This is a genomic window from Arthrobacter sp. 147(2020) (assembly GCF_013116715.1).
Classification (GTDB): Bacteria; Actinomycetota; Actinomycetes; order Actinomycetales; family Micrococcaceae; genus Arthrobacter_D.
In genome coordinates, this window is record NZ_JABFOM010000023.1 from 1 (window position 1) to 14096 (window position 14096).

The 14096-nt window shown below is 66.0% G+C and carries 14 protein-coding genes; 9 read left to right on the forward strand and 5 right to left on the reverse strand.

Annotated features, from left to right (window positions below; translation table 11 throughout):
* The 6 genes from HMI58_RS13520 to HMI58_RS13545 form a co-directional block, all read left to right on the forward strand.
* Positions 1–381, forward strand: a 381-nt coding sequence (locus tag HMI58_RS13520; protein WP_171620472.1) for an NlpC/P60 family protein, incomplete at its 5' end; no start/stop codon positions are given.
* Between the two features lie 32 nt (positions 382–413).
* Positions 414–1313 (forward strand): NlpC/P60 family protein, encoded by a 900-nt coding sequence (locus tag HMI58_RS13525; RefSeq protein WP_171620474.1) that lies wholly within the window; start codon positions 414–416, stop codon positions 1311–1313.
* Between the two features lie 218 nt (positions 1314–1531).
* Positions 1532–2032 carry an HNH endonuclease gene (locus tag HMI58_RS13530; RefSeq protein ID WP_171586692.1) on the forward strand — a complete coding sequence of 167 codons (501 nt, stop codon included), beginning with the start codon at positions 1532–1534 and terminating at the stop codon, positions 2030–2032.
* A complete protein-coding gene (locus HMI58_RS13535; protein WP_205208184.1) occupies positions 2029–2655 on the forward strand; it encodes an NTP transferase domain-containing protein in 627 nt (208 codons plus the stop codon). Before HMI58_RS13530 ends, HMI58_RS13535 begins: the two co-directional genes overlap by 4 nt.
* 15 nt (positions 2656–2670) lie before the next feature.
* Positions 2671–2964, forward strand: a complete 294-nt coding sequence (locus HMI58_RS13540) for a DUF6457 domain-containing protein (protein WP_171620476.1) — start codon at positions 2671–2673, stop codon at positions 2962–2964.
* Complete coding sequence (locus HMI58_RS13545) at positions 2961–4271, forward strand: molybdopterin molybdotransferase MoeA (RefSeq protein ID WP_171620478.1); 1311 nt, start codon at positions 2961–2963, stop codon at positions 4269–4271. Before HMI58_RS13540 ends, HMI58_RS13545 begins: the two co-directional genes overlap by 4 nt.
* A gap of 75 nt (positions 4272–4346) precedes the next feature.
* Here HMI58_RS13545 and HMI58_RS13550 read toward each other — a convergent pair whose 3' ends face one another.
* Positions 4347–6668 carry an FdhF/YdeP family oxidoreductase gene (locus tag HMI58_RS13550; RefSeq protein ID WP_171620480.1) on the reverse strand — a complete coding sequence of 774 codons (2322 nt, stop codon included), beginning with the start codon at positions 6666–6668 and terminating at the stop codon, positions 4347–4349.
* Between the two features lie 64 nt (positions 6669–6732).
* Between HMI58_RS13550 and fdhD the strand changes: the two genes are divergently transcribed.
* Positions 6733–7572, forward strand: coding sequence for a formate dehydrogenase accessory sulfurtransferase FdhD (fdhD, locus tag HMI58_RS13555; protein ID WP_171586696.1), 840 nt, complete (start codon positions 6733–6735; stop codon positions 7570–7572).
* Between the two features lie 33 nt (positions 7573–7605).
* The gene (locus HMI58_RS13560) at positions 7606–8643 is read left to right on the forward strand and encodes an LLM class flavin-dependent oxidoreductase (RefSeq protein ID WP_171620482.1); all 1038 of its coding nucleotides are present in this window, start codon (positions 7606–7608) and stop codon (positions 8641–8643) included.
* Between the two features lie 151 nt (positions 8644–8794).
* Here HMI58_RS13560 and HMI58_RS13565 read toward each other — a convergent pair whose 3' ends face one another.
* The 4 genes from HMI58_RS13565 to HMI58_RS13580 form a co-directional block, all read right to left on the reverse strand.
* Entirely contained in the window at positions 8795–9613 is an 819-nt protein-coding gene (locus tag HMI58_RS13565) for a DUF1684 domain-containing protein (RefSeq protein WP_171620484.1), read from the reverse strand.
* 70 nt (positions 9614–9683) lie between these two features.
* Positions 9684–10478, reverse strand: coding sequence for an amino acid ABC transporter ATP-binding protein (locus HMI58_RS13570; protein WP_275690918.1), 795 nt, complete (start codon positions 10476–10478; stop codon positions 9684–9686).
* The gene (locus tag HMI58_RS13575; RefSeq protein ID WP_171620550.1) at positions 10465–11124 is read right to left on the reverse strand and encodes an amino acid ABC transporter permease; all 660 of its coding nucleotides are present in this window, start codon (positions 11122–11124) and stop codon (positions 10465–10467) included. Before HMI58_RS13575 ends, HMI58_RS13570 begins: the two co-directional genes overlap by 14 nt.
* Positions 11125–11151: 27 nt before the next feature.
* Positions 11152–11976: an amino acid ABC transporter substrate-binding protein gene (locus tag HMI58_RS13580; RefSeq protein ID WP_171620486.1), complete on the reverse strand. Its 825-nt coding sequence runs from the start codon at positions 11974–11976 to the stop codon at positions 11152–11154.
* A gap of 205 nt (positions 11977–12181) precedes the next feature.
* Here HMI58_RS13580 and HMI58_RS13585 point away from each other — a divergent pair, with 205 nt between their 5' ends.
* Positions 12182–14065, forward strand: coding sequence for an ABC transporter ATP-binding protein (locus tag HMI58_RS13585; RefSeq protein WP_171620488.1), 1884 nt, complete (start codon positions 12182–12184; stop codon positions 14063–14065).
* Positions 14066–14096 lie beyond the last annotated feature (31 nt).

Consider the following 14096-nt stretch of genomic DNA (forward strand, 5'->3'; position numbering starts at 1 on the left):
GCACCAGCAGCCCCAGCCCCGGCAGCTCCCAAGGCAGAAGCCCCGAAGGCAGAAGCCCCGGCAGCTCCCTCCAGCAATATTGCGGCCGGTCTGGTCGGATCCGCCTACTCCCAGATCGGCGTCGCGCAGGATTGCACCGCCATGGTCGAAAAGGCACTCCGTTCGGTCGGCAAGTCAGTGGGCGACATCGCTCCCAGCGGCTTCTTCGCCTTCGGTTCAGTGGTGGGCTCCCCAGCTCCCGGCGACCTGGTGATCACCGGTGGCCATGTCGCGATCTACGTCGGCAACGGCCAGGTCATCAGCGGCGGCCTCAACGGCATGAACACCGGTCTGCATTCCCTCTCGGATCTCCCCGGCGCCAGCTTCGTGCGCGTCAGCTAAGACATTTTCCCCAATCTCTGGAGTACGCAAGAATGACATCACGCGCAGCTAATGCACGTCACCGTGCCGCTAAGAGCAATACCGCCAGCCTCTCGGCACTTTCCAAGGCAGTTTCCGACAACGCCGGCGGGGTGGGCCGTCAGGCAGCAGTCCTCGCTGCAGCAACCGGCCTGGTACTGACCGGCGGAGTGTCAGCCAACGCAGCTGATCTGTCCCCCCAGGCTGCCGAGCGCGCCACGATCGCCTCCACCCTGGAAATCCAGGCTGCACCGGCAGTTGTCGAAGCTCCAGCAGACGCCAAGATCGCCTTCAACCGCACACCGGTCAAGGCTGTCGCCGCCCCCGAGGTAGTCGAAGCCCCTGCCGTCACGGTTCAGTCCGAGACGGTGGCCGAAATTGAGGAAGCCCCCGCAGCGGCACCGGCAGCAGCGCCTGTGGCTGCGGAGCCCGCAGTCTCCGAGCCTGTGACGGCACCAGCTATCGTAGCTGAGCCCGCCGCGCCTGCTACCCAGGCAGCCCCCGCCGCACAGGCTGCACCGGCCGCACAGGCTGCACCGGCACCGAAGGCCCCCGCCGCCAAGAAGACCCCGGCCGTATCCTCAGGCGTTGCAGCCACCATTGCTGCCGCAGCCCAGGGTCAGCTCGGCGTCACCCAGGACTGCACCCGCCTCGCGAGCAACGCCCTGGCAGCCGCAGGCATCAACTTCCACGGCTGGCCAGCCGGATACCTTTCCCTGGGCCGCACGGTCAGCGCTGGCGAGGCCATCCCCGGCGACCTCATCTACTACGCTGATGGCGGCGCGGGCGTTGCCCACATCGCCGTCTACATCGGCGGCGGCAAGGCCGTCCACGGTGGATTCAACGGCAACCAGACGGTAGTCGCCCCCGCCGATCTCGGTTCCGGCCCGGTGTACATCCGCGTCGGCGGCTGACACACCACGAACCACCAGAAAGGACCCGGAGGATTTCGATCCCCGGGTCCTTTCTGCGTCCTGGACCGCCACCCCATTGGACGACACGCACGGCCACCATTGGAGAGAATTAGCAAACCAGGTGCCAGCCGAACTACCCTTACATAAAATAAGTCAGTTGTAGTCCTGTTTCCCCGGACCACAGGGACGCGGGCAATGGTCGGCAAAGAGGAATGTGCATGCGCACTCTCGTTCTGAATGCTGGATATGAGCCACTGGCGGTAGTGACCTTCCGCCGGGCGCTGGTCCTTGTGCTCGCGGGCAAGGCAAGCGTCGTAGCGGAGGGTGAGGAACCGGTGATCGGACCCAACGAGATCCTCGGGCGGCCCTCCGTCATCCTGCTGAACCGGTACGTGAAAATTCCCTACCGCCACACCCTCGTCGCCACCCGGCGCGGCGTCCTGCGGCGCGACAACCACCTGTGCGCCTACTGCGGCAAGGCTGCCGCCACCATTGACCACGTTTTCCCCCGGTCCCGCGGCGGGGACTCCAGCTGGGAGAACCTGGTGGCCTGCTGCCTGCGCTGCAACAACGACAAGGGCGACAAAACCCTCGCCTCGCTCGGGTGGCAGCTCCGGGTGACCCCGCAGCCTCCCCATGGCAACCCCTGGCAGCTTCGCGAAATTGAGAAGCCTGCCCCACAGTGGAGCGCCTTCCTTCGCTCGGAGACGGCCGCTTGAATCTTTCCCCACCCGCGATCTTCAATGCTGTCGTGCTGTCCGGGGGGCGCTCCTCCCGGTTGGGAGGCACGCCGAAAGCCCGCCTGGAACTCGACGGGCGGAGCCTGCTCGACCTCACCTGCCTCGCCGTAGCCGACGCTCGCCGCGTGGTGGTAGTGGGACCCGAGGAGCCTCCGCTGGCCGCTCCACCGGGCGCGCATGGCGCTCACACCCGTGAATTCGTTCGTGAGTCGCCACCCTTTGGCGGACCCGCCGCAGCACTGGCCGCCGCCGTCGACCATCTGGGTGACGACGACACCCCGTGGCTTCTGGTCCTGGCCTGCGACATGCCCCGGGTCGACCAGGCCATTCCCGCCCTGCTGGCCGCGGCGGCCGACGACGATTCCTCGTCCATGGCCCACGACGGCGGGCGGGACCAGCCGCTGGCAGCGTTGTACCGGATGGATTCCCTCCGCGACGCGGTGGCAGCGGTCCACCGGGGCGGCGGTGCCCAGAATCTATCGATGAAGGCACTCCTTGCTAGGGTGCAATGGAGAGCAATCGACGTTCCGCCGGGAAGTACCGCCGACGTCGACACCTGGGCTGACGCCCAATCCCTCGGTGTCTCAGCCACACCGACCTAGACCTCAGGAGCAGCGATGAAAAAACAGGATCAGATTCTCCAGGAGTGGAGCGCCCAACTTATCAAGGCGTTCGAACTGGAAGGGACAACCATCGATATCGATGCCATCCTCTCCCTGGCAGGGGATGCAGCCCATTCGATCGTGCGTCCCGCAGCACCCCTGACCACCTTCATCGCCGGTTATGCTGCGGGCCTTGCGGTGGCCAGCCAGCAGGCCACCGAAGCGGTGGCCATGGAATCGGCCATCGAGGCGGCGCGGCGTCAATGCCCGCCCCTGGACGAAAGCCCCACGGCGACGGACGCCCCGTGAGCGAATCCCCGACGGCGGCACCAGCAGCAGACCAGGCCGAAGCGCCGGCGATCGCACCGCCGAGCGGCCAGAACCTTAGTTGGGAGCAGGCCCGCCGGGCTGCCTTCCATGCTGGCAGCCCGCTGGCACACCAGACGGTTCCCCTGTCAGAGGCGCTCGGGCAGACACTGGCGGAACCGGTCACCGCGCTGCAGGCCATCCCGCACTACGCCTCCTCCGCGATGGATGGCTGGGCAGTCAACGGCGCCCCACCCTGGAAACTGGTCAGCCACGCACCCAAGGAAGAACACCCGTGGCAGCGTCCTTCCCCGCACCGGGACTCCGGGGCGGGCCCATTGGCGCCCGGAGAAGCGACCTTCATCCTCACCGGGGGCGTGGTCCCCGACGGTGCGACCGGGATCCTGCGCACCGAGCACGGGATGGTGCGCGGCGATGTCCTCGACCGCAACGACTCCGCCCGCCCCGACGAGCCCCGGCCCCAGGAACACATCCGGCCAGCGGGTGAGGAAGCGCCCGAAGGCAGCGTGACCATCCCCGCGAACGTCACGCTGAACCCCGCCCAGATCGCCCTGGCAGCAGTCTGCGGGTACGACACCCTGCCCGTGCTCCGCGCCCCCCGCGTGTCCCTGCTGCTCACCGGCGACGAAGTCATCGAAGCGGGCCTCCCCGAACCGGGACAGGTTCGCGACACCTTCGGCCCGCAACTTCCCGGGCTGGTTCAGCTGATGGGTGGCCACGTGGACACCTCCGGCCGGGCCAAGGACGACCTCGACGACGTCATCGCTGCCATCAGCGCCGAAGCACTCGACGAGCTCTCCCTCGCCCGGGCCTCCGGCGACGTGTTGATCACTACCGGCGGGACCGGCAGCTCCTCGGCGGACCACATCCGGCGGGCCCTGGAGACCCTCGAGGCGGAGTTCATCATTGATGGCATCGCGATGCGACCGGGTCACCCGACCCTGCTGGCGCGGCTGCAGGACGGCCGGTTCCTCGTGGGTCTTCCCGGCAACCCCCTGGCCGCGATGATGGCCATGTTCACGGTCGTGGGTCCGCTCCTCGCCGGACTGCGGGGCGCACCGTTCCCCGAGACCGAAGAAACCACCGTGGGGGAGGACTTCGACGAACTCCCCGGCCGCAGCCGACTCGTTCCTTACAAACTGGAGGAGGGCCGTGCCGTGGCTGCCACACATCAGCGTTCGGGCATGCTCCGCGGACTGGCCTCAGCCAGCGGCGTAATGGTGGTACCAGCCGAGGGCTGCGTCGCCGGGGACCGCCTCAAAGCCCTGCGCCTGCCCTGGATCAGCTGACGCACCCGCTCCTGAACACAAGACGCCCCCGTTCCGAGGAACGGGGGCGTCTTTTTATTGAGGTCGTCGAGAAGGTTACGCGATCTTTTCCAGTCGGATGATCACAGACTTGGACGTCGGGGTTCCGCTGACATCGGCCGTCGAGTCCAGCGGCACCAGCACATTGGTTTCCGGGTAGTAGGCAGCTGCACAGCCCCGGGGCGTCTGATAGGTGACCGCGCGGAAGTTCTCCGCCCGCCGCTCCACCCCGTCCGAGAACTGCGACACCAGGTTCACGATCTCGCCGTCGGCAATGCCCGCCGCGGCCAGGTCGTCAGCGTGAACCATGACCACGCGTCGTCCGCCATGGATGCCGCGGTAGCGGTCGTCCTTGCCGTAGATGGTGGTGTTGTACTGGTCGTGCGACCGCAGAGTCTGCAGCAACAACCGTCCCTCGGGGATCTTCGGGTACTCCAGTGCGTTGCCTGTGAAGACCGCCTTGCCGGAGGGCGTGGTGAACTTCCGGCCGTCGCGGGGGCCGTTCGGCAGCACAAACCCACCGGTGTCAATCCGGGTGTTGTAGTTCTCGAAGCCCGGAATCACAGCCTCGATGTGATTGCGGACCACCGAGTAGTCGGCCTGCGCCGCCACCCAGTCGATCTGCGGTGCATTATCGCGGAACGGGCTTTGCGGCCGGGCGAACAACCGGTCACTGAGCTCGCAGACGATCGCGATTTCCGAACGCACGTCCGGTCCCGGGGGACGCAGCCGTCCACGGGAGGCATGCACGGCGCTCATTGAGTCTTCGACGGTGACGCGCTGGTCACCGCTGGCCTGGGTGTCCTTGTCCGTCCGGCCCAGGGCTGGCAGGATCAGGGCACGGCGGCCGGTGATCAGGTGCGAGCGGTTCATCTTGGTGGACACCTGCACTGTGAGGCGCGTGTTGCGCAGCGCCTTGTCGGTGACGTCGGAGTCCGGGGTGGCGCGCACAAAGTTGCCGCCCATCGCCATGAAGACCTTCGCTTTGCCGTCGCGCATCGCCCGGATCGCCGCAACGGTGTCGAAGCCGTGCTTCCTCGGTGAGGCGAAGCTGAAGTGGGAGTCAAGGGCGTCGTGGAAGCCGTCGGGCATCCGCTCGAAGATCCCCATCGTCCGGTCACCCTGTACGTTGGAGTGCCCGCGGACAGGGCAGACGCCTGCGCCCGGCTTGCCGATGTTGCCCTGGAGCAGCAGCACGTTGACGACGTCGCGCAGGGTCTTCACCGAGTGCTTGTGCTGGGTCAGGCCCATCGCCCAGCAGACGACTGTCCCGGGAGAGGCGATCATCCGGTCGCCCACCGAGGTGATCTGCGACTTCGGGATGCCACTCGCTTCGACGATCTCGTCCCAGGAGACCTCCCGCAGTTCCTGCAGGTACTCCTCCAGGCCGGTGGTGTGGGCCTTGATGAACTCGTGGTCGAAAACCGTGCCGGTCTTCTCCTCCTGCTCCAGCAGGTACTTGCCGAGGCCCTGGAAGAGGGCCTGGTCCCCGCCGAGGCGGATCTGCAGGAAGTCGTCGGCCAGCTGGGTGCCGCCACCAAACTTGGTGCCGAGGATGCCGGAGATCTTCTGTGGGTTCTCGAACCGCAGGAGCCCTGCCTCGGGCAGCGGGTTGATGGCGACGATCTGGCCGCCGTTCTTCTTCGCCTTCTCCAGCGACGTCAGCATCCGGGGGTGGTTGGTGCCCGGGTTCTGGCCGGCCACCAGAATCAGCGGCGCCTTATCGACGTCCTCCAGGGATACCGTTCCCTTGCCGATCCCGATGGTCTGGGTCAGCGCCGAGCCGGAGGACTCGTGGCACATGTTGGAGCAATCCGGGAGGTTGTTGGTGCCGATCCCGCGGACCATCAGCTGGTACAGGAACGCCGCCTCGTTGGAGGTTCGCCCCGAGGTGTAAAACACCGCCTCGTCCGGGCTGTCGAGTGCTGCCAGTTCCTCGACGATGATGTCGTATGCCATGTCCCAGGTGACCGGGCGGTAATGGGTGCCGCCCTCGTCCAGAAGCATTGGGTGGGTGATGCGGCCCTGCTGCCCCAGCCAGTACTCGTCGCGCTCGTTGAGTTCGGCGACCGAGTGCTCCTCGAAGAACGACGGCGTCACGATCCGGCGGGTCGCCTCTTCAGCGACGGCCTTCGCGCCGTTTTCGCAGAATTCGGCCGTGTGTCGTTTGTCACCTTCGGGCCAGGCGCAGCCCATGCAGTCGAAACCCTTGACCTGGTTGACTGCCAGCAGCGTCTGCGCGCTACGCACTGGACCCATCTGATCCAGCGAAATTTTCAGGGAGTTCAGGACAGCAGGAAGACCTACTGCTTGCCTCTTGGGCTTACCGACCTTAATCTCGGCTTCGTTGATTCCATCTTTCGGCGCTCGAGTCGCCATAGCCATCACATCCTCGTGTCAGAAGTCCACTAGTCTCATCCTAGGACAATGGCAGGAGTAGAAATTGAAAAAGCGCGTCAGTCAGCGCCGCCAGATCACCCGATTCCGTCTCGGCGCTACAGAAAATGGCACCAGCAGGCGCGAGGACGTGCTCGCCGGTGAGGAACCCCTGGAGATCAGATTGGGGTCAAAGTCCTTCTCTGTGACCATGCGCACACCCGGTGACGACTTTGACCTGGTAGCCGGGTTCCTGGTGTCCGAAGGCATCGTTTGGGAGAGCGGTCAGTTGATCAGCCTGCGGTATTGCGCGGGGGTCGACGACGCCGGACAGCAGACGTTCAACGTGGTCGAATCCCAGCTCCGGCCCGACGTGGTCCTCCCGGACACCACGATGGAACGCCACGTTTACACCTCCAGTTCCTGCGGGATCTGCGGGACCGCGTCGATCGATGCAGTGCGTAAGTCATCGCGCTTCGACGTGCACGACGACGACGCCCAGGTCGCCCTGCCGGCCCTCGCCGCCCTGCCCGACCGGCTGCGCGAATCGCAGAAACTCTTTGACAGCACCGGTGGCGTGCACGCTGCGGGTCTGTTCACCCGTGAGGGCGAATTGTTATGCCTTCGTGAGGACGTAGGACGACACAACGCCGTCGACAAGGTGGTGGGCTGGGCACTGCGGGAAGGAATGCTGCCGCTGAAGGGCACCATCCTGCAGGTGTCCGGTCGCGCGTCGTTCGAGCTGGTGCAGAAAGCACAGCTCGCGGGGATCCCTGTCCTCTCGGCCGTCAGCGCGCCGTCGTCGTTGGCTGCCGATCTGGCCGAGGAAACCGGGATCACGCTGGTCGGCTTCAGCCGCGGCACCTCACTGAACTGCTACACCCACCCGCAGCGGATCGCCGCCTAGGGTCCACCGACCTACCCGCCACAGGAGCTGCTCATGGAACTTGGTATCTACAGCTTCGGGGACATCCACCCCAACCCGGTGACGGGGGAGCGGGTCTCGCCGCAGCAGCGCATGACCGATCTGTTGGAGCGGGCGCGGCTCGCGGACCAGGTGGGCCTGGACTACTTTGGCATCGGTGAGCATCACCGGCCGGACTACGCCGTGTCATCGGTGGTGCCCGTCCTCGCGGCCGCCGCAGCGCAGACGTCCACCATCCGGGTCGGGTCGGCCGTCACCGTGTTGAGCACCGAGGACCCAGTCCGGGTCTACCAGCAGTTCGCCACCCTCGACCTGCTCTCCGGGGGCAGGGCGGAGCTCACCGCCGGCCGGGGGTCCTTCATCGAGTCGTACCCATTGTTCGGTGCGGCCCTCGGGGACTACGAGGAGTTGTACGAGGAAAAGATCCGGCTACTGCTGCAGCTCGACGATGCTGAACGCATCACCTGGCGGGGCAAGTTTCGGCCGGCGCTGGACGACGCCCTGATCCTCCCGCGTCCAGTATCCGGCCACCTGGACATCTGGATCGCGACCGGTGGTACCCCGGCGTCGTCGGTGCGGGCCGCACGGCTGGGCACCCCGGTCATCTACGCGCTGCTGGGCGGGGCGGTCGGGAACTTCGCCCAGCACGCCCAGCTGTACCGTGAGACGGCTGCCCAGGCCGGGCATGACCCGGCGACGCTAAAGGTGGGGCTGAGCGGCGTCGGGATGGTGCTGAGGAAGGACGCCCGAGCCACCTTCAAGCCGTACTGGCTGGACACCATGAAACGGATCTCCTCGGAGCGGGGCTTCCCGATGCCGAGTGAGGTCACCTACAACATGCAGGCCGCGCGCTCCGGCGCGATCTTCGTGGGGAATGCCGAGGAGGTGGCGGAGAAGATCGTCCTCGCCCACTCGCAGATGGGCCATGACCGGCACATCCTGCAGCTCGACTGGTCCTCAGTGCCGCAGGCGCAGGTCCTGGAGTCGATCGAACTGCTCGGCACCGAGGTGCTGCCCCTGGTCCGTCGCGAACTGGGCATCGCCGGGTCGTAGCGGTGAGCAACCTGGACGGGCCGGGTCAACTTGGACATTATTGAGCGGAAGGTTGCCCACCGTTGTCCAGGTTCCTCACCGAAACGCGGTCAGCAGGCACGACGACGGCGACGACGACGGTGACGCTAGGCGGGGACGCTAGGCGGGGATGCTAGGCGGGGATGCGCTCGCCGGCGTGTATCGGGACGCTCACCCGGTTCCCTTCCACCGGCATGGGGCAGGTGCCAAAGGGTGTGAAGGCGCTCGGGTAGTTCAGCGAACGGTTGAAGTCGAGGGTGACCTGTCCCTCGGGCGACACCCGGCCGGTGACCAGGAAGCGCCACCCAGCGGTTGAGCGGCCGTTTGTCTCGTCGTGGAACGCCACCTTCAGAGACCCATTGGACTGCTGCTCGGCGCGCAGCGTGTGGGAGATGCCGCCGAGGGTGAATGACACGGTCCCGGTCGCGTGAACCAGGTCGTCGACGTCGGGGTGTGCGGTCCGGATGGGGACGGCATCCGGCATCGGGTAGGCAGTGTAGAAACCCGCGACCACGGCGGACGGCTCATAGGCGTAGGTGGGAACGCCGTCGAACCCGGTCAGGGTGGGTGATGAGTTGTCACGGGTGCGCACCACGTACCGGTTGCCGCGGACGGCGAGTTCCATTACCGTGTCGCGGAAGCGCACCCAGTTCTCGGAGCCGCCGTCGGCCAGGGACAGCGTGATCGTCCCATCGACAGGGTCGCCGGTGCTCACCAGCGTCAGAGAGTCCGACGCGCGGGCGGTCAGCGTGGCCGCCCCCGGACCCGCTCCGGGGACGCTGGCACTCCAGAGGCCGGGCACCAGTTCCAGCGCCGCAGGCTCGGCAGGCAACCACTGGAGGGAGGTCAGTGTGAGCCAGCCGTGCCCGACGGCGAGGGAGGCGTCCCGGCGCTCGCGGAAGCGGTGCCACTGCTCGACCTCGGAGAGCTGGGCGTCGGTGGGCTGGGTCATGATGGGTCTCCTCGGATCAGTTCGTGGTGCGGGGATCAGGAAAAGTGCCGCGGGCTCCCCGGTGCACGGGTCAGAACGGGTGGAGGAGGCGTTGGACGAACCGCTGGGTGCGCTCCTGCCGGGGATTGCGCAGCACCGTGTCGGGGTGGCCGCGTTCCACCACCACGCCGCCGTCCATGAACACCACCTCGTCGGCGACCTCGCGGGCGAAGGCCAGCTCATGGGTGACGATCATCATGGTCCACTGTTCGTCGGCGAGTTCCTTGATCACGCCCAGCACCTCGCCGACCAGTTCGGGATCGAGTGCGGAGGTGGGCTCATCGAAGAGCAGCAGCGCCGGTTTCAGGGCCAGCGCTCGCACGATTCCTACCCGCTGCTGCTGGCCGCCGGACAGCTCGAACGGGTACTGGTCCTTCTTGTCCGCCAGGCCCACCCGGGCAAGCAGCGACTCGGCGTCCCTGATGGCGTCTGCGCGGCGCATCTTCTTCACCTGGATGGGGCCCTCGATCACATTCTCGAGGACCGTCATGTGGGGGAAGAGGTTGTAGTGCTGGAAGACCATCGCACTCTGGTCGCGCAGGTCCGAGAGGTCTTTGGCCCTGACCTTGCCACCGAAATCCACTGTGGGTCCGCCAGAGACCGACACGATTCCGCCGTCCGGGGTTTCGAGCCCATTGAGGCACCGCAACACAGTGGTCTTACCTGAGCCGGAGGGCCCGATCAGGGCTGTCACCTGACCGGGCCGGATGGCAAGGTCGATTGACTTCAGCACAACGTTCTCGCCGAACGCCTTGCTGAGGCCGGTCACGGTCAGCAGGTTTCCGTCCTGACCGGCGGCTGCTGGTGTGGGCTCAGTGTGCGACATAGCGATCCAACCTCTTTTCCAGATAGGACTGCCCACTGGAGAGCACGAGGCAGAACACCCAGTAGACCAGTGCGGCCTCCAGGTACAACATCATGAACTGCTGGCTGAACGCCGCGATCTCCTCCGCCTGGCGGAACAGCTCGGTCACCAGGATCAGGGATGCGAGAGACGTGTCCTTCACCAGGCTGATGAACGTGTTGGAAAGCGGTGGGACGGACACCCGGGCAGCCTGGGGGAGGATGATGCGGCGCATCGTGCGTGAACGCGACATCCCGATGGTGTGCCCAGCCTCCCACTGCCCCTTCGGAACCGACAGGATGGCTGCCCGAATGATCTCGGCCGCATAGCCCGCCACGTTCAGGGAGAAAGCGATAATCGCGCTCGGCCAGGGAGGAATCACCACGCCGATCGAGGGCAGGCCGTAGAAGATCACGAACAGCTGCACCAGCAGGGGGGTGCCCCTGATGATCGACACGTACGTCCTGGCCACTGAGGAGGCGAGCCGATTGTTGCTCAACCGCATCAGGGCAATCAACAGCGCCAGGAGGAGGCCGAGAACAAACGACGCCAGGGACAGCGGGATGGTGCCAGTCAGCCCAGCCAGGACCAGTGGGCCGAGCGAATCCCAGAACAGTGTCCAGTCGATGGTGTTCCTCCGTGTACCTAGCGGGTGCTATTCGGTGACGTCGGAGCCGAAGTACTTCTCCGAGATCTCGGCAAGCGTACCGTCTGCACGCAGGCTGGCGAGCGCCTCGTTGACCGCGGCGATTAGGTCGTCGCTGCCCTTGACGAAGGTGAAGGCGCTGAGCGACTCTTCATCGGTCTCCGCGGCAATCTTGATCGCATCGGTCGGATTGGTCTGCTGGTAGTCCAGGTAGGTCAGCGTGTCGTTGATCGTGGCATCGACCCGGCCCTGCTCCAGCAGGGTCACTGACTGCGCCCAGCCTTCAACAGCCTCGATCTCCGCGCCGCTTTCCTGCGCCAGCTCATACCAGTTGCTGGTCAGCGACTGGGCGGTAGTCTTGCCCTCCAGGTCCTCGAAGGAGGTGATCTCGGTGTTGTCTGCGGTGGTCACGATGACACCGGTGCTGACCGTGTAGGGATCGGAGAAGTCATAGGTCTCGAGCCGCTCATCGGTGATTGATACCTGGTTCGCGATGACATCGAACCGGCCGGCATCAAGTCCGGCGAAGATCGCGTCCCACTGGGTTTCCTCGAACTCGGCTTCCACACCGAGTTCCTCGGCGACAGCGGTGATGACCTCGACGTCGAACCCGGTCAGGTCGCCGGCGCCTCCCTCGTGGAAGCTGAAGGGACGGTAGGTCCCCTCGGTGCCGACCGTGATGACTCCGGCATCCTGGATCTCCTGCAGGCTGGTGGGTCCCGCGGAGGCGCTGCTGTCAGCTGGCTCCCCGGCGGGCTCTCCGCCGCCGCAGGCCGCCAGGCCCAGGGTGAGAGCGGTGGCTGCACCAAGGATTGAAAGACGACGGGTCAGCATTTTGGGGGTCCTTAATAACTGGGGATGGTTCAGGGGTCTCCTGCCGTTGTACAGGGCAGGGTTATGCGGCACAACGTGCGGAGCCACATAGTGCAACAAAGCCGACAGCGAAATTAGTTCCGGGCGCCCCTGTGATCCGCCCAACTCGCCCATTGGCGGGGGCTGGGCGGGCATAAGCTGAGGACCTGAGCGATGGAGGCAGTACATGAGTATGGAAGGCGCGGCCTGGAACTCCCTTTACCGGATTTCCACCGCCAAGGACAGCAACAACAAGTTCTCGAAGGAGACGCTGAAGCGGATCCTGAGGTTTGCTGTGCCGTACCGGACCAAACTGATCTTCTTCATCGCGCTGTCGGTGGTGTCCGCGTTCCTCGCGGTCGCGACGCCGGTCCTCGCCGGCCAGGTGGTCAACGAGATCATCGCCGGTACCGGGCTTGAGAGAGTCATCTGGCTCGCCGTCGTCATCGCGCTCGTAGCGGTTGCCGACGCCGTGGTGTCCATGGCGACCCGCTGGTTCTCCTCGAAGATCGGTGAGGGAGTCATCCTGGACCTGCGCACCACAGTCTTCGACCATGTGCAGAAAATGCCGATCGCCTTCTTCACCCGCACCCGGACTGGCGCGCTGGTGAGCAGGCTCAACAATGACGTGATCGGCGCGCAGCAGGCCTTCAGCGGCACCCTCTCCGGGGTGGTCAGCAACATCGTGGCGCTCGCCCTGACCCTGGTGGTCATGCTGACGACATCAGTCCTGGTCACCGTGCTGGCCGTCATCATGCTGCCGATCTTCCTGCTGCCCGCCCGCCGGATGGGCAACCGCCTCGCCGCCCTGCGCCGCGAGGCAGCCGACCACAACTCGGCCATGAGCACGCAGATGACCGAACGCTTCTCCGCTCCCGGAGCCACGCTGGTCAAACTGTTCGGCCGCCCGGACGAGGAATCGCGGGAATTCGCTGTCCGCGCCGCACGGGTCCGCGACATTGGCGTCCGCATGGCAATGCTCCAGTGGGTCTTCGTCACCGCGCTGATGCTGGTCTCCGCGCTCGCTCTCGCCCTGGTGTACGGTCTCGGCGGTGCACTTGCCCTGGGCGGTGCACTGAACACGGGCGAGGTGGTCACCCTCGCGTTGCTCCTCACCCGCCTCTACGCGCCCCTGACCAACCTGGCGAACGCCCGGGTGGAAATCATGAGCGCACTGGTCAGCTTCGAGCGTGTCTTCGAGGTTCTCGACCTGGATCCACTGATCAAGGAGAAGCCCGACGCAGGCAGGATCCCCGACGGTCCGGTGTCAGTTGAATTCGACGATGTCCGGTTCGCCTACCCCTCGGCGGACAAGGTTTCCCTCGCCTCGCTGGAGGAGGTCGCCATCCTGGATACCCGGGGCGGCGAGGAGGTGCTGCACGGGGTGTCCTTCCGGGTGGAACCGGGGCAGACCATCGCCCTGGTGGGAACGTCGGGCGCCGGAAAATCGACCATCGCCCAGCTGCTGGCTCGGTTGTACGACGTCGACAGCGGTGCGGTCCGGCTCGCCGGGACCGATGTGCGGGACGTGACCTTCGAATCCCTCCGGCACACCATGGGCATGGTCACGCAGGACGGCCACCTTTTCCACGAAACCATCAAATCGAACCTGTTACTGGCGCGGCCCGAGGCGACCACCGAGGAGCTGTGGGACGCCGTCCGGAGGGCGCGGCTCGAACCGCTGCTGCGGTCACTGCCCGACCAACTGGACACCATGGTGGGAGAGCGCGGCTACCGGCTCTCCGGTGGCGAGCGTCAGCGGATGACCATTGCCCGCCTGCTGCTCGCCCAGCCGCGGGTGGTCATCCTGGACGAGGCGACGGCGGCCCTGGACTCCACCTCGGAGGCCGCGGTCCAGGCGGCACTGACGGAGGCCCTGGAGGGGAGGACCGCCATCGTGATCGCCCACCGGCTGTCCACCATCCGCACAGCCGACCAGATCCTGGTCATCGAGGACGGTCAGATCGCCGAGCGGGGCACCCACGACGAACTACTGGAACTCAGTGGCAGGTACGCTGAGCTGCACCGCACCCAGTTCGCCGTCAGCAAGAACGTCGCCACCGGCCTTTAGAGCCAGTTCACGGTGAGGCAACTTCCGAAGG

Coding starts and splice junctions, on each gene's coding strand:
- HMI58_RS13525 (WP_171620474.1), top strand. CDS start 414: ATGACATCACGCGCAGCTAATGCACGTCACCGTGCCGCTAAGAGCAAT.
- HMI58_RS13530 (WP_171586692.1), top strand. CDS start 1,532: ATGCGCACTCTCGTTCTGAATGCTGGATATGAGCCACTGGCGGTAGTG.
- HMI58_RS13540 (WP_171620476.1), top strand. CDS start 2,671: ATGAAAAAACAGGATCAGATTCTCCAGGAGTGGAGCGCCCAACTTATC.
- HMI58_RS13550 (WP_171620480.1), bottom strand. CDS start 6,668: ATGGCGACTCGAGCGCCGAAAGATGGAATCAACGAAGCCGAGATTAAG.
- HMI58_RS13560 (WP_171620482.1), top strand. CDS start 7,606: ATGGAACTTGGTATCTACAGCTTCGGGGACATCCACCCCAACCCGGTG.
- HMI58_RS13565 (WP_171620484.1), bottom strand. CDS start 9,613: ATGACCCAGCCCACCGACGCCCAGCTCTCCGAGGTCGAGCAGTGGCAC.
- HMI58_RS13570 (WP_275690918.1), bottom strand. CDS start 10,478: ATGTCGCACACTGAGCCCACACCAGCAGCCGCCGGTCAGGACGGAAAC.
- HMI58_RS13580 (WP_171620486.1), bottom strand. CDS start 11,976: ATGCTGACCCGTCGTCTTTCAATCCTTGGTGCAGCCACCGCTCTCACC.
- HMI58_RS13585 (WP_171620488.1), top strand. CDS start 12,182: ATGAGTATGGAAGGCGCGGCCTGGAACTCCCTTTACCGGATTTCCACC.